The following is a 22,890-nucleotide window of genomic DNA, read 5'->3' as shown; positions in this document are numbered from 1 at the left end:
CCTTTCACCTGTTTCGCAACTTGACTTATCTACTCAATTGACGAAGAATTTGGCTGTCCTATTTCGCATGTGAGGGATGGCCCAACTAAGCTCCTCGGCATCGTGTTCAAGTGCATTGAGGAATCGGGGCATCGAAAGTTTGTTATGGAGGTAGAAGGATGAATTCTGAAATTTCACTACCCAAGGACGCCATAGCTGCATTTTGCCGTGAGCATGGTATCCAGCGGTTGGCGGTTTTCGGGTCGGCGCTCCGTGCTGATTTTCGTCCCGAAAGCGATATTGATTTGCTGGTTGAGTTTGAACCCGACCAGGTCCCTGGCCTCTTCGGGATCGCGCGCATGGAACGAGAGCTTTCAGTGCTGCTGGGCGGACGGAAGGTTGATCTTCGCACGCCTCAGGACTTGAGCCGGTATTTCCGTCAGCGAATCCTGGAAGAAGCAGAGGTCCAATATGAGGGAGGATGACCTCATCCGGTTCCGACATATGTTGGATGCCGCCCGCGAAGCCATTGAATTTGTGCGTGGCCGGACGCGCTTTGACTTAAACAGTGATCGTCAATTGGTGTTGGCTTTGGTCAAAGATATTGAAATTATTGGGGAGGCGGCCTATCAAGTGACAACGGATACTCGAGATCAAACCTGCGGAATCCCATGGGACGACATGATCGGCATGCGCCACCGGTTGGTTCACGCCTATTTTGACATCGACCTGGATATTCTCTGGAAAACGGCGCAAGAAGACCTTCCACCGCTAATCGCAGAACTGGAACACGTCACATCCGGAGATCTAAGCTGATAGCTCGGACGGCACTCGCCCGGTTCCCCAATAAATCGTCATAATGCAGGCCTTGTTGTCAGTGGGAGTGTGATCCCCTGAGGGAGACCACATCATATGTGGAAAAGAAAAAAGAACTCATCCTACGTCGCATGTCAGTGCGTTAACTAGACAAGATTTTGTGAAATGACCGTGGGGAAGGCACACCATGGACTCTGACGGCGGGTTTTTAGTAGTGGAAGCGCAATTGGGCGATCAAGAGTGCGTCTCCCTCTATTCGATAGACCATGCGATGCTCATCAGTTATGCGGCGGGACCAGAATCCTGAAAGTGCATGCTTCAATGGTTCGGGTTTACCTATACCTGTGAAGGGATCGCGTTGTGTCTCCCGGATCAATTTATTGATTCGTTCGACCATGCGTTTGTCCTGCATCTGCCAATAGAGATAGTCTTCCCATCCTTCGTCAGCAAATATCAGCTTCACTTGGCCAACTTCCGCTCAACGCCCTTGCCGGCGTTCAATTGGGCGGCGGCCGAAAGGAGGCGTTTGGCGTTGGCGGGCGTACGCAAGAGATAGGCGGTTTCCTCTAACGCCTTATAATCTTCGAGCGAAAGCATCACGACAGACTGCTCTCCGTTGCGGGTGATGATCAAAGGTTCATGGTCGTTGCACACTCGGTCCATGGCACTGGCCAGGTTTGCACGAATAGTAGTATACGTCACGGCATCCATAGTTATGTTCCTCCAATATGTACAGGTAACTGTACAGTCAGATGAAAAGTTTGTCTAGAGTGACAATTCGGTTGGTCTATCGGGAAGACTTTTAAGTCCCTGAGTATAATCAAGGCGACTTCATAAAAATTTTCGTTTTCTCTCCCTGTTTTGCTGGCTCGGCTTTCTATGTCTAAGTGCGCTCGCATAGCATGGGTGATTCACAGTCCGCTTCGGCACCTACCGAAACCACGCCATATGTGGAAATGAAAAAAGAGCTGATCGTATGGAGTAACCCCATTATGTCTAGCGGGTTAAAGGCCCGTCCAAGGAGTAGAACGGGTGCTATCCTTTCCCACACAGGACAGACCAGGAAGGGATTATTCATACCGTCCCAGACCTTACTCTGGCTCTCCGTTCGATCGTCAACGATATGGGGTCTATGGTGTCGTAAATTGCGTAATTTTACAACTTGGTGAATTGGGCAGGAATGGCATTCCTGCACGGAACTGCTCGGCGCATTGCTTGATTGCAAGTGCAGCATCAGACGTCGCCTGGTCGAAGGTGACCTGCCCGGGCGTCATCCATATCGGCGATGTGACTGAGTGAGGGTGCTTACTCTTCTGTGAATGGGCTGTAGCCTTGATACCTAGATCGAGGGCCGTGCCATTGTTTCCGACGATGCCGGTGTTACTCACGTTGTTGACCCCCATGCGATGACAGTTGTTGCATAGGTTGTCCCTGACCTCGACCTTATAGGCTTTCCATGGGGCGAAATCAGCGCCGACAAAGGAATAGGGCTCGGGGTCGCTGTTGAAGGTGATATCACCCGCACCGGGCAACTGGTTGGGGCCGGATATCTGGGCGAGATACGGTGATCGGATAATTGGCCCATTGTCATGGCAACTGACGCAGGGGAATTCGCTGTTGACAATTTGTGACGGTGTCATCCAGAAAGGTGGATTGCCCACCCCCTTGGAAGGTGCCTTGACCTTCTCATCATGGCTCAAGTGAAAGTCTTCAAGTGCTCCCTGATAGAAACACGTTTTGCCATTGACTTTATTGTGCTGGATGATTGCCACGTCGCCATACTGTCCTTGCGGGAGGCCCATCTTTCGGGCATGCGCCACCACATAGGCGTCTGGCGTATTGACTAGCACCCGGAAGCGGCTGCCACGATCGCATTTTCCGTTGAGGACGTTAGGACGATCACAGGTGCCGTCTGGATAGGTCGCAGTAGCCGGAGTGAGATGATCGGTTGGAACCGTTGTCCCCAAAGGGCTATCGACATCGAAATCGGGAACAGACACGCCGATGGCCTGATCGCATTCCCGGGCAAAGGCTGCAAGGACATCCGTTCCTCCCGGTGTGGTTAGGAGGCCTGGCCAATTTCCGGCAACAGGGGCAGGATAGCCGAGTCCTCCACCGGTTTGATCGTCGGCACGATCGGCAACAACGTCATACCGCATATACTGATTGCCTTTAAAGAAATAGACAACCGACTTCCCCTCGATCTTCGTCGGCCAGGCCACCGCACCGTCGATTCCACCTGGAAACTTGAAATTTGGCCAATTGCCCGCAATGGGCTTTGGGTAGCCCGGGTCAGCCCGATGCCGCTTCACATCAAAGCGGATGTACTGATCATCCCGGAAAAAGTACGCGACGGTCCTGCCGCTTCTCGGCACGGGCCAAACCACAACGGCATCCACCCGATCTGTCCAGATCCCAGGCCACTTCAACGAGATCGGCTGGGGGTAGGCCCGGCCGGCACCATCCGCCGCATCCGCACGATCAGCATCAACGTCATACCTCATGAACTGATTGCCTTTGAAGAAGTAGGCGACCGTCTTGATTTCTGCTCCTCCCGGAGGCGGCGTAGGCCAGAAGACTGCCGCGTCCATGTTCTCCTCAAAAAGTCCAGGCCAGATGTTCCGGATGGGGCGAGGGTACGGATTGCCACTGCCATCGTCACTGTCCGCCCTGTCTTGGGCGATGTCGTATCGGGCATACTCATTTCCCTGGAAGAAATAGACCTTGCCGTTATTCCATACTACCGGCACCAGTTTTTCTGAACCGGTCAACTGAGCCCACACGTTCACTGTCCCACAGAAACTCATCGCGATGAGCATTCCGCAGAGTGTCGACAGGAAAATTTCACGAGACATTCTCATAGCGTGATCCCTTTCTTACCTTACTTATCCATTGCGCACATTCCGTTCATTTACTCATTCCTAAACATCTTCTGTGTTGCTCGAATAAGCAAAACCCATTCCCCTCAAAACGGGTGCGCGAGAGAGACCCTTACGGTATCTGATTGATAGCTCCTACTGGCACCAGGCTTCACATCCTTGCTGATACTGCTGCTCTCAACTCCACATGCGTTGCGCGTATCAATGACGATACACGTCGTATCGAATCAGATACGCATTCTCTTTTGTGCGACCGCACCTGAATTTCAAAAATCCTTGCGCACAAATTTCTTATACTCATGTGAGATTTTTTTTACTTTAGGGATAAATGGGCAAATCCATGCAAGGATAATTCGTCTATCTCGGAGTCATATTCCTGAAGAATCGAAAGTGAAACGGAATTGAAAAGTGGGCAAATCTTTTGTTGAGCCTTTTTTCCTCTTGATGGAACTTTGGCTAAATGACGTGTCGTTTGCAGGTTCACAGTCTCTATGTTTTAGAGAAAAGTGGTTGTATGCCTCAATGAATTTTCTTGCCGGAGTCGGCCCGGCAGCCGAGGTGTTGCCGGATGCGTCTCGAAGAGCGCGACCATTGTTGTGGAGGCAAAAGGACCCAAAACCACTGACACCCCGCCCGGCCCCATTTGGATGATTCTGATGCAAACTATTGGAGGGCGGACCAACTTGCGGATCCTGCCCTGAGCTTTGCTGAAGGGCTCACACAAGGCCCACCAATTCATGGGAGCATCAGGCCCTAGGACTGGGCGGCAGGCGTCGGACCGAAAAAAACAGGGAGGATTTCCAGATTTGAGTTTCTTCTGAAAATTCTTTAACTCGCAGTGATGACCCACAGCTTGACTAATTTCCCTCGTTGAACAAGAATTCGCCTATCCTATGCCCATCCGCATAAGAAACTTTGGGAAAAGGCAAAAACTGGGCAAGCCTCTGATCTTTGGAGGATGATGGCCGTCTGAAGTCGCCATTGTTAGGGTGTGTTATTTGGACAGAAAGTCAAAGATCCGGCTCTTATACGGATCCGCCTAAACATTGTTAGCTGGACAACGAGGCACCATTGAGCCAGTACCTAAACCACTTTCCAAAGCCTCTCTTGGATGACCTCGTAGCGGGTCGCTGGCTACCAGTGATTGGTGCCGGGATGTCTCGGAATGCTGTAGTCGCGCCGGGCCAGCAGGTTCCGCTGTGGGACGATCTTGGGCGCGAGCTGGCTGCTGATTTGCAGGACTATCCCTATGCGGGCGCACTTGATGCGGTGTCGGCGTACGCTCATGAGTATGGTCGGCCGAGAATGGTTGAACGGGTCGCTGATGCGCTCCTGATCAATGAGGCGAGGCCCGGCGATGCGCACCGAGCGTTCTGCTCCATTCTGTTTGATATCGTTTGTACAACGAACGTGGACTTCTTACTGGAGCGGCAATACGGAGCTACTTCCCGGCATTGCCGACCAATCGTCGATGAAGATCACCTCGCGGTAAATGATCGTACCAATACAACGGCGCTGCTGAAGCTCCACGGGGACGTACATCATCCCGCACGCCTCGTTCTGACGGAGGAGGACTACGACGGATTTCTCGACAAGTACCCGTTGCTGGCGACCTATCTTGCCAATCTCCTCATCACCAGAACGGCCGTCCTGATCGGCTACAGTCTCGACGACCCAGACTTCAGGCAGGTGTGGCAAGTGGTCGGCGAGCGTCTAGGAAAATCCCGGAGGTTGGCCTACGCGATATTGGTAGACGCAAAGGGCACGGATGTCGCGCGGTTTGCCCGCCGCGGAGTCAAGGTGATCAGCCTTCCCGGCAGCCGTGCTAAGTACACTCACGTGCTGGCGACGGCATTCGACCAACTACGTGAGTACATGCAAACCCACTTGATTGGCGCAAGTCACGTGACCGAGGAGGAGCCGCTCACTGAGTTTTCACTCCCGCAAGGGGCCGTGACAAGATTGTGCTTCTTTGCAGTTTCATTGGGCCTCCAGCCGCAGTATCGCGACCAAGTGTTTCCTCTCGCGGAGCGGGCTGGCCTTGTGCCGGTCACCGCTGCAGATGTGATTGCGCCTGGTGAAAACTACACCGCCAAGATTGACGCGATCATGCGCAGATCGGTGGCGGCAGTGGTGGATGTGACCACCCAGAACACGATCTTGGAACTTGGGATGCTCATGGGAATGCAAAAGCCCCTGCAAACACTTGTTGTTGTCGAGGAGGGCACAGTTCTTCCCACTGACCTCGCGAATCAACGAATCGCGAGACGTGCGAAGGGCCCAGTCGCCGATCAGCCAAAGCTTCTTCACTCTTTCGATGAGTGGTTTCGAGGTGTTGCTGCTGACATCCAGCCACGGCTGGCCGAAGAACCGCTGCGATTACTTGGTGCCCACGAGTACCGCGCCGCAGTGACCTCGGCGATTACGCACCTTGAGTCTCTGCTACGCACCGCACTTGAGAAGGAAGAGAATCTGCTGGGTCGCGCCTACGCGCTTCGATCGCTAGCTGGCCTCGCAGCAAAACGCGGATTGTTGACCGAAGCTGAACATCAAAAACTACGCGACTGGATGCCCGTTCGTAACATGGTTGTACATTCGCAGGAGAGCGTCACTCGGGCAAAAGCCACGGAGATCGTCCGGGGAATAATGGCGATTGGACAGAGATTGCGGCCCAATGCGTAACAGCGGGCCAGCTAACAACAGCCTGCAGCTGACGGCGCTTCGCGCCGCAGCTGATGCTGAGCGTTAGGCGGTCGCCTCCCGCCTAGCAGGGTCAGGTCTTACAATATTACAGTGGATAGTTATGCTTGGGGTTGGTTAAGTGAAACGGAAAGCTGATTCCTGATTGCAAGGCCCCATTCCATAGATTTCTTCGTTCCCTTGCCTTTGATCCGATGCCTGCTGTTCGGCCTTCTTGGCGGACGCTCTTCAAGCATTGGCGGGCCTTGTTTGAGCCCTTCGAGAAACCTCAGGACGGGCCTGGCGAGTTGGCCCGCCCTCCTGTTTCCTGCGTCCGCTTAATCTAAAGAGGCCGAACTGGGCGTCAATGGTTTTGGCTACTTTTGCCGAAACAAAAGTGGCTCGGCTGTCGGGCCGAAACCCGGCGATAGAAACAATGGTCTGCGAGCACCCAATTCGGTGTTGAAGGTTGGTTAAGGGTCGGTACTTGAATGGTAGGCTACCTGAACGGGAAACGAGTTTCAGTCCACAAAAATTGCGATAGATTCATATTCTTTAACGAGTCATTTGGTCTTTTTTTTCTTCTTTTGAGTTTTCCTTTTTTTCTTGTTTTTATTTTCCTCTTCCTCCTCTATTTCTTTGAGCAACTCTTCCAAGCTGGGTTCCTCGCTGGGATGTGTCACCGTAAAGGCATAATCCTTTTTCGAGATTTTGACGACCTCGATCTCTTGATCTAAAAACGCCTGAATCTCCTCAAGTCGTGGCTTTTCTTCTTTGCTGCAGAACGAAATCGCAATCCCCTTTTTGACGCCACGCCCGGTTCTTCCCACACGATGCACGTAGTTTTCTGCCTTATCCGGCAGGTCATAGTTCAACACATAATGAACATCCGGAATGTCGATGCCGCGTGCGCTGACGTCTGTGGCGATTAAAACCTGACAAGCCCCTGTTTTAAAAGCGTTCATGACCGCTGCCCGGTCACGCTGATCCTTTTCCCCATGAATGGTCAGCGTTTCAATTCCGACACGACCCATCGCCTTGGCAACCCGTTCAGCGCGCACTCGCGTCCGGACAAACACGATCACGCGGCTCTCAGGATTATCGTTCAGGAACCGCTCCAGGAAAAACCGTTTATCATCCATTTCCACGAACATCACATAGTGAGAGACATTTTTGGATACACGATTGTCCGGCGAGATTTGAATCCGGATAGCCGAATGTCTCACCTGAGAATACGCCAGTTTTTTGATCTCGGCATTAATAGTTGCCGAAAAAAAGAGCGTTTGATGGTTGTGGGGCAGTTTTTTTTTGATCGCATGAATATCACCAATAAATCCGAGATCGAGCATGTGATCAGCTTCATCCAGCACAAGGGTTTGGACCCGGTCCAGCAGGACATACCCCTGACTGATCAGATCAAACAGGCGGCCGGGTGTCGCAATGAGCACATCAATGCCATTTTGAAGTGTTTGTATCTGCGGGTCCTGCTCCACGCCCCCATACATGGCAAACGCCTTGACCTTGGTCTGTTTGGAAAGTTGGGCAAAGACCTCTCCAATCTGCATCGCCAGTTCGTGCGTCGGCACCATGACAATACATTGGATGCCATTGGAGCGTTGACTCCTTTTCCACTGGTCAAGATGATTGATAATCGGGATGGCAAATGCTGCCGTTTTCCCCGTTCCTGTTTGGGCAATGGCCAGAACATCTTCCCCCGCCATGATCGAGGGCATGGCTTTAAATTGGATGTCCGTGGTTTTCACAAATCCGAGTCGGGACAGGTTGTTTTTCAAAGCTTCTGAAATGGGATATTTTGCAAACTTCATGGTGTTTCAAGACCTCTTCTTCTCATCAACTCCGGCGAAACAGGTGTGAATCATTCTGATATTGGACTGTGCCCCAGTCTACTCGGAAATGATCAGACAGGCAAAAAACATTAGGGAGAAGAAATGTGCTTGGAGTCAGATCCTGCCATGTAACAGCAGATTATCCCGCCCGAGGGTAGTTGAGGGAAGCCCAAAGGAGATTTCGTCATATCCAGGCATTTCCACATTTTTCCTTTCAGCCATGTGCTGATGAAAAGCATGCTCTTTAGCTGATTAAGTCGTTCCTCTCTCACTCGGCAACGATGGCTTCCGGTTCATTCGGAACTTTTACCGGGGAAGGCGAGTTGACAGTAACGGTGAACATGCCCAACACATCCTCCACGACCAGATAGAGACAGGGAATAAGCACGAGCATGATGGCGGTGGCAAAGAGAATTCCAAATCCCAATGAAATGGCCATGGGTATCATGAAGCGGGCCTGACGGGACGTTTCGAAAATCATGGGACCCAATCCGCCAAAGGTGGTGAGGGTGGTCAACAGAATGGGCCGGAACCGGCGGATGCCGGCTTGGCAAATGGCCTCAAAGGCATTATGTCCTTCCCGCCGCCTGGTATTGGCATAGTCGATCATGATTAAGGAGTCATTGACGACCACTCCGCCCAGAGCAATGATCCCCATCATACTGATGATGCTGATGTTGTAGCCCATAATCATATGCCCGATCACCGCACCAACCAATCCGAACGGAATGGATGTCATCACAATGGCGGGTTGAAGGTAACTACGAAACGGCACGGCAAGCAACACATAAATCAGGATCAAGGCCAGTGTCGAACTATAGAGAAAACTCTGAAGCGCATCTCGCATATCGGCCTGGCGTCCTTCGAAGCTGTAACTAAGGCCGGGATAATCACGAAGCAGGGCCGGAAGTACGTCGCTTTTCAGTTTATTGAGGACAAGGTTGGTTTCCTTTGCGGGTTGGACATTCGCGGTGACGGTCACAGTGCGGTGTCCGTCCCGACGGGTGATTTCCCGAAACGCCCGGCCTTTTTCGACTGTCGCAACCTGATACAACGGCACGTGCGGACCGGCAGGCGTTCGAAGCACCAGATTTTCCACGTGGTATTCGCTCGAGCGCTCCGACTCCGGGAATCGCACCAGTACTTTGATCTCGTTTCGCCCTCGTTGCTGGCGAAGGGCTTCCGATCCGTAAAACGCATTGCGGGCTTGTCTGGCGATATCTCCGGCCGTGAGGCCGAGGCTGCGGGCCTCCTCTTTGATGCGGAAGTCCAGTTGGGGTTTTCCTGGAGAATACCCGTCGTCCACGTCTTTCACACTGCCGAATTCAGCCAGACGGTCGGCCAAATCGGTGCTCGCCTTATCGAGCATGTCAATATTTCGATGGCTGAGTTCAACACTGATCCCGGCCCCGCGCCCCGGACCCCCGCTATCCGCCTCAAACCGCAGGTATTCCACTCCCGGGAAATCCGGAGTGTGTTCCCTCCAGAGGGTGGTCAATTCGCTGGTGCTGAGCGGACGATGGTTGGCATCCGGCAAATAGGCGCGAACGTCGATGGCGTTTTCCAGCACCAGCGCAAAGGTGCCGTTGGTAATATGTTGTCCCGGATACTGGTCGACCACCTCTTGCACGGAACGGATCAACCCGTCCCGGACCCGGATCATTTCCTCGGGAGGACTTCCGAAAGGAAGCGCGGCTGTGGCCTTGGCAAAATCAGCCTCAACGGTGGGCATGAGAATAAAGCCCATGCGTCCGCTGAATGGATAGGCCAGAACAATGGCAAAAATCCCGAAACCAATGGCAATCGTCAGGTAGCGGTGAGTAATGGCGCGGCGAAGAAAAGGACCATAGGTCCGTTCAACGAATCGGGAAAACCAGGCACTGAACCGTTGTTGGGTGTGATGCAGGGTTCTGCCGATCGTGCCGGACGGATTGGTGCCGGAATGTGCCAGATGGGCAGGAAGGACGAATAAGGCTTCGACCCAGGAAATAATGAAGGCGGTCGAGACCACGACGGGAATCACGGCCCAGATTTTCCCGAAGGATCCGGGCATAAACATCAGCGGCAGGAAGGCCACGATATTCGTCAAAATGCTGAAGCTGATGGGAATGGCAATATCCCGTGCTCCCAGGATGGCTGCCTCGCTGAAGGATTTGCCGCGTTGCCGGTATTCATAAATGTTTTCTCCGGCAATAATGGCATCATCCACGACAATCCCGAGCGCAATAATGAATGCAAAGAGGGACACCATATTGATAGACACGTCCATGGCCGGCAGAAAGAGCATGGCCCCTAAAAATGACGTCGGGATTCCCACCGTTACCCAGAACGCCAGTTTGTATTCCAAAAACAGGGTGAGGATAGCCAGGACCAATAACAATCCGAGAAATCCATTCTTCAGCAGAAGCGTCAGGCGTTGATAATAGATTTCCGACCGGTCTTTGAGAATGGTGTAATGGATGGAGTCCGGCAGATCAGGAATAATACGGGCCATCGCGGCGCGTGCGCTTTCCGACACACCGATCGGAGTTTGATCTCCCACTCGATAGATTTCGATGCCAATGGCACGTGCGCCGTTAAATGTGGCATACGTTTCGCTTTCCTGGAATCCTTCCGACACGTGGGCGATATCTCCGAGACGCAAGAGCGTTCCCGTTTGGTTGGCAATGATAGGAATGTCGGCAAAGTCTGATGCCCAATCACGTCGTTCCTGTACCCGCAACAGGATTTCGCCACTGGAGGTTTCCACGCTTCCACCGGATCGATCTAGTGCGGTCGCGGCTATGGTTTGTGCGATGTCCTCCAATGTCAGTCCATAGGCCCGGAGGTCTTCTTGGGGCACCTCCACATGAATTTCATACGCCCGCGCGCCTTCAAGGTCGACTTGCGTAATCCCGGGTTCCTGTAAGAGACGGTCCCGAACCTGCTCGGCGACTTCACGAAGCGTCCATTCCGAGACGTCACCATACAACTGAAGCGTCAGGACGTCGCGACGACGGGTGTCCAAGGTGACACGCGGCTTTTCCGTATCTTCGGGAAAGGTGACGATGCGGCTGACCGCCTGCTGAATGTCCTGATAGACTTTTTGATTGTTGGACTTGGCCAGGAGTTCGACGACGACCGTTCCCTGATTTTCCGCGGCCGTGGCCCGAATCTCGTTAACGCCCTCCAGACCACGCACCCCTTCCTCGATCGCCAGAATCACCCCGTGTTCGACTTCTTCGGGACTCGCGCCCGGAAACGGAACGGTGATGGTGACGGTGTCTTCTTCAAATTCGGGAAAGACCTCCTGCTTAATGTGGGAGGCCATAAAGAGTCCACCCAGAAGTAGTGTCAACATGAGCAGGTTGGGCGTGATCCGGTTGTGCACCATCCAGGCGAGAGGGCCGGATTCCTGCTGAGGTGGAGACGAGGAAGGGTTAGGTGCCATGGGGAGTCCCTGATGTGTCCGAATGGCTGGTATTCAGGCGAATGGGCATCCCATTCGTGGGGGCGGAAATGTCGGTGACCACTAAGCGGTCTCCCGTTTCCAGGCCTTCAGAAATATAGACCGCATGTTGGCCACGATAGGCGATCGTCACCTGACGAATTTCCAATGTATTGTCTGTATTCATGAGCCACACGGTGTCCTGATCATGGATCCAGCGACGATCCACCTTGGCCAGCCGGCTGAGTTCCTCCCCCTGAATTTCAGCGCGAAGATAAGAACCGAGCAGCACGCGAGGCAGCGGCGCATGCTGTGCTTGAATATTTAAAGGGTCTTGAATGGCCACCAGCAGTCTGGCCATTCGCCCATTGGGTTCAAGATCGGTCAGCAACCGGACCACCCGGCCCGTCCGAAATTTCTCTTTTCCCCACACATTTTCCTGGAAGAGTTTGACGGCGGACCCTGGTTCATCAGGTGTGCGAGGAATCGTGATCCAACGTAATTGAGCCATGGGAACGGCTAACTCGACCCAATATTCTTTCGTTCCCGCAATCGTCACGAGATCGGTGGTGGTGGTCACGTAGGTCCCGAGATCGACGTGATGGCGAACGACGGTTGCCTCAAACGGGGCTTTGATGACGGTGCGGGCCAGCGCGAGCTTTGCGGATTGCAGGGCCGCCGCGGCGGCATCCACGTCGGCTTTCATCGCGCGCAGTTGCGGGAGGCGAAGGACCAGGGCCTTTTCCTGGTCGTTAATCGTTGCACCCAATAAATCGAATTCCTGTTTGGCGACGACCTGGTTGCCCTCTTCGAGGAGAAGAGCCACCCGGGCTTTTGCCAGATCGGATTGTCGTTGGCGGACGGCCAGCGCATAATCCGCCGGTTCCAAACGAAGAATGGTTTCCTGGGCCTTGAAACGACCGCCGGGAACGAGTTCAGGGTTGACGGCGATGATTTTCCCGTTCACCTGTGACCGGAGTGTGATTTGATGAACAGGCTGGACTTGTCCCCAAGCCTCGATGGTCAGCATCTGTGTGGTTACATTGATTTCAACGGTTTCCACCAGACGGGGCTGCCTGGGTTTGGGATGCCGTTCAGGTTGTGGGGCGGTCTGGACGATCGAAAACGCAATGCCCCCAGCCAGCGCCAGGATCAGAACAGGCAGGACCGCCTTCACCAGGTTCAGTCGTATGTTGGAATGGGATGGGGGTAACATGAGTTGGGCGTTTGTCGGGAGGAATCCCTATCCGGTGGAAATGGTTAATTGACGGATTTCAGGTTTAGTCATAGGCCACCCACCCGCCAGAGCCTTGGCCAGATCAACCCGGAAATCGATGAGCGTCCGTCGGGCGGTCAGGATCTCGCGTTCAAGCTCCTGTTGACTGTTCAGGGCATTAAGCACGTCCAGATAGGCGGTTGCGCCATTCAGATATCGGGCTCGCAAGCGTTCGATCACCTGGGTGGCGATGTGGAACTGCTCTTCAAGGCTGGAGGTTTTTGCCCGTTGTTGTGTTTCACGAATCAAGGCATTTTCGACCTCCTGGAAGGCTTGAAGGACCGTGAATTCGTAGTTGTGAAGGACTTCAGACCGGGCGGCTTTGTTTAGATCGACCTGCGCCGCCCTCGCCCCCGCATTAAAGATCGGTGCTACGATTTGTGCCGATACGGTGGCTAACCAATTGGCAAACAGTCCTCCCGGAGCGGCGGCAAAGGATCCGCTGGTCAGTGTTGGGGTGAGATTTGTGGTTATCGACCCGGCAAGATCAATGCGCGGGAAACGTTCGGCAATGGCGGCCGCGACACGCGCATCGGCGGCTTGTACCTGGTAAAACGTGGCCTGCACATCAGGGCGACGTTGAATGAGCTCCCCAGGAAGGCCGGTACTCGGCAATGGGGGAAGGCGTATCAGCGCCTGATTGTCGGGGAACTCCAGAGACTTCGGAGGTTTCCCAAGAAGAATGGCAAGTTGATGGCTCAGTGTTCCAATTTGCGCGCGGACGTCTTTGGTTTTTCCACGCGTTTGTTCCACTAATTGTTTCTGTCGCAGGACGTCGGCCGCCGCGGCCACGCCCTGTCGGAACCGCAAGGTGACTAATTGCAGGACTTTCTCGTTGGTCGCTATCTGTTTCTCCAGCAAGGCCAGTTGGCCTCGTTGTTCGAGCAGGTTATACCAGGTTTTCGCCATCTGACTTGTTAAGGTGATCGCGGCGACCGTTAAATCGGCCTGACTGGCTTGTGCGTCGAAGTTCGCCGCACTTCCGAAAGCCCGTACCCGTCCCCACAGGTCCAGCTCATAGGCCACTGATACTCCTACAGCAAAACGATCAGTTTGCGTGCCTAAATCCGTGCGGCTCCGGCTGGCGTTACTGTTTCCGTTTAAGAATGGAAAGCGGGGGGCTCCATCACGCACCGCAATGGCTTCCGCCTGTCGCAGGCGGTCCCAGGTGGCTAACAGAGTCGGGTTGTCTTCCAGCGCGCGTTCAATCAACCGGTCAAGGGCCTGGTCTTCAAAGGCTTCCCACCATTTGTCCGGCAACGCATGCTGGCCGGAAAGGGAAAAGGAATCGGGCGGCTGAATTTTCAATTCAATGGGTTGTGGGTCGAACAAGCACCCGGTAATCAGCATCAGGGAAATTCCTGTGAGGATGGGGCGACAATATTGGAGGGTAATCATACGATGTTGCGGATGACGAGGAAAATAAATCCTGATCCCTTTAAGACTTTATGGATGGTACTTGTCTGAACTTCATGTGACCGGAGATGAAAAAGGTCATTGTGGTGGATCTTGGTGACGAACACGATCCAATCAGCCGTTTCACCCCCATACTTCTCTGTTCGGTTAGTATACCCAGGAAATTTCTCCGAAATTTTTCCATATCCTTCTTTTTTGTAAGAAAACCTGACAGAATTCTGTTTTGACAAACTTTGATACAATTTTTTTTCCCCCACTCCCGGTACCGGCGTCATAATACTGAAGAAGGGTGATCTTGAGGAGCCATATGGATTCGTTACCGCATCTCCTTGTCGTTGACGATCAGCCGGATATTCGCAATCCGCTTTCAAGCTATCTCACGCAAAAGGGCTTTCGGCTGAGTGTGGCTGGAAGCGCGGGGGAAGCCCGGAAAATTCTCGAGACCAGCGCCATCGACCTTGTCGTGTTGGATATCATGATGCCGGGAGAAGACGGTCTCTCTCTTTGCCGTCATTTACGTGAAACAAAGGACATTCCTATCATTTTGCTCACGGCTATGGCGGAGGAAACGGACCGCGTGATCGGGTTGGAAATGGGTGCGGATGATTATGTCGTCAAGCCGTTTAATCCCAGGGAATTGTTGGCACGAATCAAATCCGTGCTCCGGCGGGCGAATAGTCTGCCATGGAAGGAACGGCGCATTGCGGAAAAAACCATTCGATTCGACCGGTGGGTCTTACAGGTTTCGCAACGGGAACTCATCGGGGAGGATGGAGTGGCCATTCCGCTCAGCACCGGGGAATTCGTGCTGTTGAGGGTGTTCCTGAATCATCCACGCATGGTCTTGACTCGTGATCAATTACTCGACCTCACCCGCCATCGCGCGGGCGATGTGTTTGATCGCAGTATCGACAATCAGGTCAGCCGGTTACGAAAAAAGATTGAAATCGATCCCAAATTACCCGCCTTGATAAAAACGGTGTGGGGCGGGGGATACACCTTCACTGCAGAGGTCACCTTTCAATGAAACCGGGTATGTCCATCTTCCGGCGGTTGTGGCCGCAACGGTTGACCAGCCAGATGATTGCCCTTCTGCTCGTGGCCCTGGTCATTGCGCAAGTGGCCAACTTTCTCATTTTTACCGATGAGCGTCGTGCGGCTATTCGATCTGTCGAGCGGACCCAAATTCTCGAGCGAACCGCTTCTCTCATCGATCTCATTGAACACAGTCCATCCGGTTTGCACGATCGCATGGTCCAGGCCGCCAGTTCACGAAAGTTGTACTACTGGTTGTCGGATACCAGTCAGATTCCTCAGGGCATGCAACAAGGCGACCATGAGTGGATCAGCCGTCTTAAGGATTTGCTGAACAAGAACGACGTGTCTGAACTGCGATTCATGCTTCCCCCACAGGACGGGTCTTGGAAAAAGACCATAGGGGAGGGGCCTGGAGGCGATCAGCATTTCACAATACAAAGTGAAAATTCCGGACCGTCCTTTCCGCTTCCGCTCTCGGAGTTTGATGCCCCCGGCCTGCTGATTTCCGCCCGTCTACAGGATGGCCGCTGGCTGAATGCCGGTATGGGTATCACCCCATCCCTGGGCCGTTGGGCGCTGCCGACACTCATTTCGATGGTCCTTGCCGGTGGCAGTATCTGCCTGATCGTGGTGTTCATGGTGCAACGCCTCACGCGTCCGCTTCAACAACTCACAGAAGTCGCGGAACGGGTTGGTCGCGGGGAATCCATCACGCCCATTCCGGAAGAAGGTCCCGTCGATATTCAGCAGACCATCCGGGCGTTTAACCGCATGTACGAACGACTGCAACGGTTTGTCCAGGATCGCACGAGAATGCTGGCGGCCATCAGTCACGATTTACGCTCTCCCATTACCTCTCTTCGACTGCAAGTCGAATTGATGAAGGATCAGGAAGCCAGAGGCAAGATGCTGGATACATTGGAAGACATGCAACGAATGACCGAAGCCACGTTGGCCTTCGCCCGAGACGAGGCCTCGACGGAGGTGTCGCGCTCGGTCGATCTCAGCGCCTTAATCGATAGTCTTTGTCAGGATCTGGCCGATATGGGCATGGATGTGAAATTCGAGAGCGCGAAGAAAACACCATTTACCTGCCGCCTCATCAGCCTCAAACGGGCCATTCGTAATCTCATTGAAAATGCCGTGAGCTATGGAGGGCAGGTCGAGGTCAAGCTTCGACAGTCTGACACGGAATTTCAGATTGTGATTCAAGATAGTGGTCCGGGAATTCCGGAGCAGGATTTTGAACGGGTCTTTCAGCCGTTTGTGCGGCTGGAGGAATCCCGCAATAAACAAACCGGAGGCATTGGTCTCGGCATGGCTATCGCCCGATCCATCGTTCGCAATCATGGCGGGGACATCAGTTTGGCCAACCTCCCGGGCGGGGGCTTAACGGTGACGATCCATCTGCCGGCATCTCCACTTCCCCAAGCCACCGATCAAACCTCCGCCTGAACGTGCAATTCCCCATGTTCCGTGATGGGCGTGTCTAATCGTTTCAGTACAAAAGATCTCAACAATCCCCGCTTCATTTTTTCTGTTCCACATCTTGACTAATTTCGTCAATTGACGAAAAATCAGCCCAGAAATCCATTATATCGCAATGGTCAATCACTCATTTTCCCACTGGAGGTCATGACACCATGAAACCCCAACCCTTTATTGTCTCACCCGAAAACTACGAACCTGCTTTGAATGTGCTTGGCACGAAGGTGACCGTACTTGCATCAAGCGACGCGACTCAAAGCTATGAGATCACTCTGCAGCAAGGCGATGAAGGAATGGGTCCGCCCCTGCATAGTCACGCCTGGGACGAGTCCTTCTATGTCCTTAAAGGTCAGATTGAGTTTAGTTGCGACAACAAGACGGTCATGTGCCTGCCCGGCACGCTGGTGCACGTACCGGCCGGCACGGAGCACGGCTTTCGCTACGGGCCAGGTGGCGGAGAGATGTTCGAACTCACCGGCCAGGGCAGCATGGCCACGCGAATGTTCACCGCCCTCAGCAGGGAGATCCCCGCAGGCCCTCCCGATATTCCCAAGGTGCGAGAGGTCCTCAAACAAAACGGCGTAACCGTCGCAAGCCAAGTGGAGGTATAGCAGAACAAATCCAATACGTGGATGCGTGCTGTTGCTTATATTGGGGTTTCGGTCATTCAGAAGGCTCAGGGAGAAACGCCTCCCCGGGATAATCAGAATTCAGGCTTCGATATGAACAGTTAGATCGGGGCGCTATCTCACGAGGGTGGCCGTGTGGAACGACTATCACACATCCGGATATCTGCTTACAGAGGAAAAGGTGTCGGAAGAGGCATGGCCCAGGGGTGACAGTTTTTGGATAGCGGGGGCGGTGGGTCACCACCTATGCAAAAAAACCTGCGGCCTTTTGTCAACGAAAGGGAATCTAATAAATTAAGTGCAAGGAAAATGTCACCGGAGGAGGTGGACTATCTATGCTCCCAGAATGCGGGAGCGCATGTTTTTGAGGGGAGAACGATGAAATCAGAGGTCTACACTCCAGGTCATACACCTAACGCTACCAACTTTATGGCAACCCGAACCCTGGAGTCGCACGGTCGGTTTTTTGTCCCCTTCCTGAGTGCGAACCACGATGTGTTGGATCTAGGTTGTGGTCCCGGCACCATCAGTGTTGATATTGCCAGACTGGTTGCTCCGGGGAAGGTCACGGGAATTGATTCCAGCGAGTCTCAGGTTGTGCAGGCGCGCAAGCTTGTGGAAGAGGCCGGTGTGTCGAATGTGGATTTTCAGATAGGGTCATGTTACGAACTGCCATTCACAGAAGAATCATTTGATCGGATTTTTTGTCATGCGCTGATGGAACACCTTGCCGATCCAGTGGCTGCCTTGAGGGAGGCTTTTCATAAATTAAAAAAGGATGGAATGATTGGTGTTTGCAGTCCAGATTCCGATGGGTGGTTACTTTCTCCTTCCTCGGCTGAGCTCGAGGCTGCCGTAACAGCCTATGCTGATCTTCAGCAAGCGAATGGCGGTAATCTACGGATTGGAAAGAATTTGGGTGTTCTCCTTCAAGATGCGGGGTTTACAGACATACATCTTGCGGCACGATACGAATGTTATCCATCCTTAAAATTCATCGGAGAGTACCTTGCCCTTCAACTTGAAAAAAATGGGTTCAGTCCTCACGCGACAACTCTTCGGGAGTGGGCCAAGGATCCAACCGGCATGTTTGCTCAAGCCTGGGTGTCTGCCGTTGCCAAAAGATCCCAATAATGGAGTGCGGATTCCGGAAAGCATTGGACGAATATAGGTAGTCTTCTCAGTCTTCATGGATATAGGCAATTTTTTCTAACGCTTTATAATCTTCAAGCGAAAGCATCACGACAGACTGCTCTCCCTTGTGTGTGATGGTGAGTGGTTCCTGATCGTTGCAAACGCGATTTATAGCACTGGCCAAATTGGCACGAACGGTAATGTAGGTCAAGGCATCCATGGCTAGCCCTCTTAAAGCGGAGCATCTCGGAGTCTATCCTGAGTTGTTCTTCGCCTCACGTATGTCTTTTAGAAACAAAGAGCTAAAATGGATAATTCACTCGGTTATTAGCGAGTATGTAATTCGCGCAAACTTGGCCCATCCGATTTGATGACATAGTATGATGCTGTAAACTATTCCGTATAGGCATATTGGGGATAGCCCCTGCACTGGACCAAAGACTGATCAATATGAGGTAGGCATATGCGTGCGTGGTTGATGGATGATTATGAGGGTGTTGAAAGCTTGCGACTCGGTGAAGTGCCGGATCCACAGCCGGGTCCGGCACAATTGCTGCTCAGGGTGAAATTTGCCGCACTGAACCCGGCCGATGCATTTCTTGCGCGAAAGATGTACCCGGCCAATCCATCGCTTCCTCACATTCTTGGACGTGATGGGGTGGGAGAAGTGGTAGGGGTCGGACCAGGCGTAGAGCAAGTGCGCGTAGGCGAGACCGTCGGGATCTTACGTTGCGAGGTGGGTGTAGAGCAGTGGGGAACGCTTGCTGAGAAAGTGGTGGTTCCGGCCAAAAGTGTGACGCGTATCCCTACCGGCTGGTCGGATGAAGAGATGGCCGGTGCTCCGTTGGTCTTTTTGACCGCTTGGCAAGCGTTGACTCAATGGGCCGATCCTCCGGCACCACCATCGGCGAAAACTGTTCTTCTCGTGACCGGTGCTTCCGGGGGTGTCGGTGTGGCCTCGGTGCTGCTAGGGAAATCGATGAATCTGACGGTGGTGGCACTCTCCCGTAGTGCGAAAAAAAGGGACAAATTAAAACAACTTGGAGCGGATTTTGTGTTTGACCCGATGGACAGTAACCTCGTGAAGGCCGTGACGGCGGCACTGAGGCCGCGCAAAGTCGATCTTGCGGTGGATAACGTGGGAGGCGCACTGCTCCCTCAGGTGGTGGCTCTGCTTGGATATGGCGGGCGGGTCAGCGTCGTTGGCCGGAGCGGAGGAACGGTGCCGGAGTTCAACACGTCGACTCTGTTTTTTCGCCGTAATCGAATAGGCGGAGTCTCGGTTGGAGACTTTACCGCTCAGGAAGCGCATGCGGCGTGGGAACACATCGTTGGTCGATTGGATGCCATGGGGCAGCGACCACAGGTGGACACCATTGTCCCCTTCGAGGAGGCGAAGACAGGGTTTGACCGATTGGCCAAGGGCCCGATGGGAAAAGTGCTGGTGCAGGTGTCTGACTAAGGACGAGGTGGCTTCATCCCGGCCGCCGTCTGTGTGAAACACCGGCACCGAAGATGTATGTCGAGGCGGTCTCTCCCTTTCTCCTCGGTTAAGCGCAAAATATGGTACCGTCAGGGCCATCATGTAACCGATTTGCTCTGGATTGAGTTACCTGAAAAACCACAGTGCCACATGTTAAGTATAGATGAGAGAAAGAGTTAAAGGGGATTGCCTGACCGCAACTGATCCTCTTTAGATAGACTCTACGCTCCTTCCCTTCCGAAAATTCTGTTCAAATTTTTCCCTCCCACAACTTGCTTAATTTCCTCGTTTGGTTAAGAATTCGCCTGGTCAAGCTTAATCTGGTTGATGAGCGGTGACGTTAGCGAAAAAAGTCCTGTTGCCGATTCGCACGCTGCTGTGATCAATGGGCAAATGGACCGAAAGATCTTGTGATTGCACCGAACAACGCATATTGTTCGGAATAAGTGATAGCGTGTTTTACGGTCAGGAAAACCAGACCCTGCAGATTGTTTAGATATCCCCAGTAATTCGTAGGACACATGAAAATCGTATCCCCATTTGAGGGCCTTCAGTTTTCTAAATCGCTGGCTTGTGAGTTCTTTGCTGTTTTCTCCCGTTTTGAATTCACTCTTAAGGAATCGGGATTCATCAGGCAGAATCAAAAACGTGCGGAGCCAGCGTGGTGGTCGTTTGCAGAAAGCGTTAGCGGGTACTTATGCCTAGAGCAAAATTCTGAATTGTGTGACGCGGTGGAATATTTGACGACGGAAATTCCTCAAGTGCAAATCAGCAAAGACGAGTGGAGTCCGATCCCGCTTCACGGAAAAACCCAAATTGAAAAATCAATTGATTCTATTACTCGCGTTCGCAACAATCTCTTTCATGGCGGCAAGCACACTCCCCATTCCCCGCCCGGAAGAGACGAGAAGCTGGTGCGTGCATCTCTTGCGGTTCTTTACGCCTGCTTGGAGCAGAATGACGTGCTTCGCAATAATTATGAGCAGAATATGTTCTAATAATTTCTTGCATGCGAGGCAATGAAACTAGCGCGGCCTAATCATGACTATAGCCGAACGCAGACGGCGGACGAGGGTTGCTAGTCAAGTTTGAGGAATTGCTAATCGATTTGGGGTGAAGGGAAAGTGATGGGCCTTCGGCTGACCACAGTCCGCGTTTGGGCTCGTTCATCAACAACCTATGGCGGGGGAACGCGCTGCTCCAACAGAGGACTTTCCAACCGTCCACTTATTCACGCGTCAGTGTAGGCTTACAAATTTACAAGGGAAACTTATGTTGGATGAGGATAGAAATTCTGCCCTGCATGCAATAGCGGCCCTTGGCGTGCCTAAGGACCTCAGTCATATCCCTTTAACTGGGGCCCTCTACTGTCAGGAAATGGGAGGACCAGAGATTTCCACATATTGGTCCGGTCCTGAAGTTGCCGAACAATCGAATTTAATTCAGAAACAACGGGGAGAGATGTTTTTGGTTGTTAATTCCGTCTTATCCCTGGCCCATTTGTATGCCCGCGCATCGTCCCCTGGAAGGCACCAAGAGTTCGACTTCACATTCTTATTTTTCCTAAAAGGTTTTGCCCAAACGGCTGCATCGGTCAACTTGCTTTGCGGAGCCGGCTGTTATCTTGACGCGCTTGCCTTGATCCGTTCTCTGGCAAGTCGAGTAAATTTGCTTGCGCTCTTTGCTCTTGCTCCACATCTCTTTGACGAATGGCTTATAGAGCCAAAAGACAAATGTTTTTCAGATGGGAACGTTCGAAAGGAGCTTTCGAGCCACGGAATCACAATTTTCCCTCATTTTTATAAACAGTTCAGCGAGGTAATACATAGCCAATATCAGGCTGTAGGAGAGGCCGGCTACATGCAGAAAGGACTTTTCCCAAAGGTGGTCTCCATTGAAAATCAAATTCTTGTGGCAAGCAAACTACTGTTCGGGGTCATCGGAAACATAGGCTTATCCGTACTTGCTCTTTGTCCACGACCCGAGATTAGGGAGGAACTGAAGGAAGAGAAAAGGTTATTTGCTTTCTTCGTTCACGAACTGTTGCCTCCGAATAGGTTCGACCACTTGTTTACCACGATTGCTAAAGAGAGACACTGGAAAAAAACCTCAAAAAAGCAAGAGGAAGTCATTGGTGAGTGGTTTGATCTGAGTATATTTCGACGACAACTCGATTTATTCAGTCAAAATTCACCAGCGATGGAACTTGGGAATCTATACAAGAAAGGAATTACGCGTGGCCAAGGTTAACCTAAAGTTGAGCTCGGTCTGTCCCTCCCTTTCCCTTAGAAATGTTAAAATGTCGGAAGAAATTCTTTTTGCTGGTGGGATTGAATTTATACTCTTGAAAGTAAAGAACCCCCCAGCAAGCTGGGAGGCATTTAAGATTTAGAAATCTAATTTCAGTTGTTTGGGATCATGTTGATGCGTGATATACCGACGAATCACCTCTGCCGTTACTTGGTCCCCTACTCTTCGGACAAAATAATCATCGTTCCACAATTCCCCACTCCACAATTGCTGCTTCACCTCGGGAAACTCCTGGAAAACTTTGCGGGCCGAAATACTTTTCAACCTCTGCGCTACCTGGGCAGGACTATAGCATGGGGGGACCGAAAGAAATATATGCACATGATCCTCCATTACTTCTTGGGTATCGATCTCAAAGCCATACCGTTCGGCAATCTCCTGAAAAATCCTCTTCAACCGATTCGCTACTCGCTCGCCCAGAACCATCCGACGATATTTAGGCACCCACACCACATGATACTTGAGATCGTAAACAGCGCCTCTGGTTCG

19 protein-coding genes are annotated in these 22,890 nt (G+C 52.5%); 10 read left to right on the top strand and 9 right to left on the bottom strand.

Annotation, left to right across the window (positions count from 1 at the left end; genetic code table 11):
* Nucleotides 1-158 precede the first annotated feature (158 nt).
* Nucleotides 159-464, top strand: coding sequence for a nucleotidyltransferase family protein (locus ACTRXD_RS10445; protein ID WP_442431754.1), 306 nt, complete (start codon nt 159-161; stop codon nt 462-464).
* Nucleotides 451-795, top strand: coding sequence for a HepT-like ribonuclease domain-containing protein (locus ACTRXD_RS10440; protein WP_442431753.1), 345 nt, complete (start codon nt 451-453; stop codon nt 793-795). The genes ACTRXD_RS10445 and ACTRXD_RS10440 overlap by 14 nt, the downstream gene beginning before the upstream one ends.
* A 208-nt stretch (nt 796-1,003) precedes the next feature.
* Here ACTRXD_RS10440 and ACTRXD_RS10435 read toward each other — a convergent pair whose 3' ends face one another.
* From ACTRXD_RS10435 to ACTRXD_RS10425, 3 genes are all read right to left on the bottom strand, one after another.
* A complete protein-coding gene (locus ACTRXD_RS10435) occupies nt 1,004-1,258 on the bottom strand; it encodes a Txe/YoeB family addiction module toxin (RefSeq protein WP_442431752.1) in 255 nt (84 codons plus the stop codon).
* Nucleotides 1,255-1,506, bottom strand: coding sequence for a type II toxin-antitoxin system Phd/YefM family antitoxin (locus ACTRXD_RS10430; RefSeq protein WP_312745699.1), 252 nt, complete (start codon nt 1,504-1,506; stop codon nt 1,255-1,257). Before ACTRXD_RS10430 ends, ACTRXD_RS10435 begins: the two co-directional genes overlap by 4 nt.
* A 419-nt stretch (nt 1,507-1,925) precedes the next feature.
* Nucleotides 1,926-3,656 (bottom strand): hemopexin repeat-containing protein, encoded by a 1,731-nt coding sequence (locus ACTRXD_RS10425; RefSeq protein WP_442431751.1) that lies wholly within the window; start codon nt 3,654-3,656, stop codon nt 1,926-1,928.
* Nucleotides 3,657-4,829: 1,173 nt separating this feature from the next.
* Here ACTRXD_RS10425 and ACTRXD_RS10420 point away from each other — a divergent pair.
* Complete coding sequence (locus tag ACTRXD_RS10420) at nt 4,830-6,356, top strand: SIR2 family protein (protein WP_442431750.1); 1,527 nt, start codon at nt 4,830-4,832, stop codon at nt 6,354-6,356.
* Between the two features lie 560 nt (nt 6,357-6,916).
* Here ACTRXD_RS10420 and ACTRXD_RS10415 read toward each other — a convergent pair.
* From ACTRXD_RS10415 to ACTRXD_RS10400, 4 genes are all read right to left on the bottom strand, one after another.
* Entirely contained in the window at nt 6,917-8,179 is a 1,263-nt protein-coding gene (locus tag ACTRXD_RS10415; protein ID WP_442431749.1) for a DEAD/DEAH box helicase, read from the bottom strand.
* A gap of 289 nt (nt 8,180-8,468) precedes the next feature.
* Complete coding sequence (locus ACTRXD_RS10410) at nt 8,469-11,630, bottom strand: efflux RND transporter permease subunit (RefSeq protein WP_442431748.1); 3,162 nt, start codon at nt 11,628-11,630, stop codon at nt 8,469-8,471.
* Nucleotides 11,620-12,843 carry an efflux RND transporter periplasmic adaptor subunit gene (locus ACTRXD_RS10405; RefSeq protein ID WP_442431747.1) on the bottom strand — a complete coding sequence of 408 codons (1,224 nt, stop codon included), beginning with the start codon at nt 12,841-12,843 and terminating at the stop codon, nt 11,620-11,622. The genes ACTRXD_RS10410 and ACTRXD_RS10405 overlap by 11 nt, the downstream gene beginning before the upstream one ends.
* 27 nt (nt 12,844-12,870) lie before the next feature.
* Entirely contained in the window at nt 12,871-14,253 is a 1,383-nt protein-coding gene (locus tag ACTRXD_RS10400; RefSeq protein WP_442431746.1) for a TolC family protein, read from the bottom strand.
* Nucleotides 14,254-14,626: 373 nt separating this feature from the next.
* Between ACTRXD_RS10400 and ACTRXD_RS10395 the strand changes: the two genes are divergently transcribed.
* The 4 genes from ACTRXD_RS10395 to ACTRXD_RS10380 all read left to right on the top strand — a co-directional run bounded on the left by ACTRXD_RS10395 (nt 14,627) and on the right by ACTRXD_RS10380 (nt 18,608).
* Nucleotides 14,627-15,346, top strand: coding sequence for a response regulator (locus ACTRXD_RS10395; RefSeq protein ID WP_442431745.1), 720 nt, complete (start codon nt 14,627-14,629; stop codon nt 15,344-15,346).
* Between the two features lie 8 nt (nt 15,347-15,354).
* On the top strand, nt 15,355-16,812 hold the full coding sequence (locus tag ACTRXD_RS10390; protein ID WP_442431744.1) for an ATP-binding protein: 1,458 nt from the start codon (nt 15,355-15,357) through the stop codon (nt 16,810-16,812).
* Between the two features lie 188 nt (nt 16,813-17,000).
* Nucleotides 17,001-17,456, top strand: coding sequence for a cupin domain-containing protein (locus tag ACTRXD_RS10385; RefSeq protein ID WP_442431743.1), 456 nt, complete (start codon nt 17,001-17,003; stop codon nt 17,454-17,456).
* Nucleotides 17,457-17,852: 396 nt separating this feature from the next.
* Entirely contained in the window at nt 17,853-18,608 is a 756-nt protein-coding gene (locus ACTRXD_RS10380; protein WP_442431742.1) for a class I SAM-dependent methyltransferase, read from the top strand.
* A gap of 46 nt (nt 18,609-18,654) precedes the next feature.
* On the opposite strand, the gene ACTRXD_RS10375 is transcribed toward ACTRXD_RS10380, so the two are convergent.
* Nucleotides 18,655-18,828, bottom strand: a complete 174-nt coding sequence (locus ACTRXD_RS10375) for a type II toxin-antitoxin system Phd/YefM family antitoxin (protein ID WP_442431741.1) — start codon at nt 18,826-18,828, stop codon at nt 18,655-18,657.
* Nucleotides 18,829-19,071: 243 nt separating this feature from the next.
* Here ACTRXD_RS10375 and ACTRXD_RS10370 point away from each other — a divergent pair, with 243 nt between their 5' ends.
* From ACTRXD_RS10370 to ACTRXD_RS10360, 3 genes are all read left to right on the top strand, one after another.
* Entirely contained in the window at nt 19,072-20,070 is a 999-nt protein-coding gene (locus tag ACTRXD_RS10370; RefSeq protein WP_442431740.1) for a quinone oxidoreductase family protein, read from the top strand.
* Between the two features lie 542 nt (nt 20,071-20,612).
* Nucleotides 20,613-21,089, top strand: a complete 477-nt coding sequence (locus ACTRXD_RS10365) for a hypothetical protein (RefSeq protein ID WP_442431739.1) — start codon at nt 20,613-20,615, stop codon at nt 21,087-21,089.
* A 274-nt stretch (nt 21,090-21,363) separates the two neighbouring features.
* On the top strand, nt 21,364-22,341 hold the full coding sequence (locus tag ACTRXD_RS10360; protein WP_442431738.1) for a hypothetical protein: 978 nt from the start codon (nt 21,364-21,366) through the stop codon (nt 22,339-22,341).
* A gap of 138 nt (nt 22,342-22,479) precedes the next feature.
* Here ACTRXD_RS10360 and tnpA read toward each other — a convergent pair.
* On the bottom strand, nt 22,480-22,890 hold a 411-nt coding region (gene tnpA, locus ACTRXD_RS10355; protein ID WP_442431737.1), incomplete at its 5' end, for an IS200/IS605 family transposase.

Source organism: Nitrospira sp. T9, from assembly GCF_052156535.1.
GTDB lineage: Bacteria > Nitrospirota > Nitrospiria > Nitrospirales > UBA8639 > Nitrospira_E.
The sequence above is the reverse complement of the archived record's forward strand: the minus strand, read 5'-3'. Positions and strand labels throughout refer to the sequence as shown.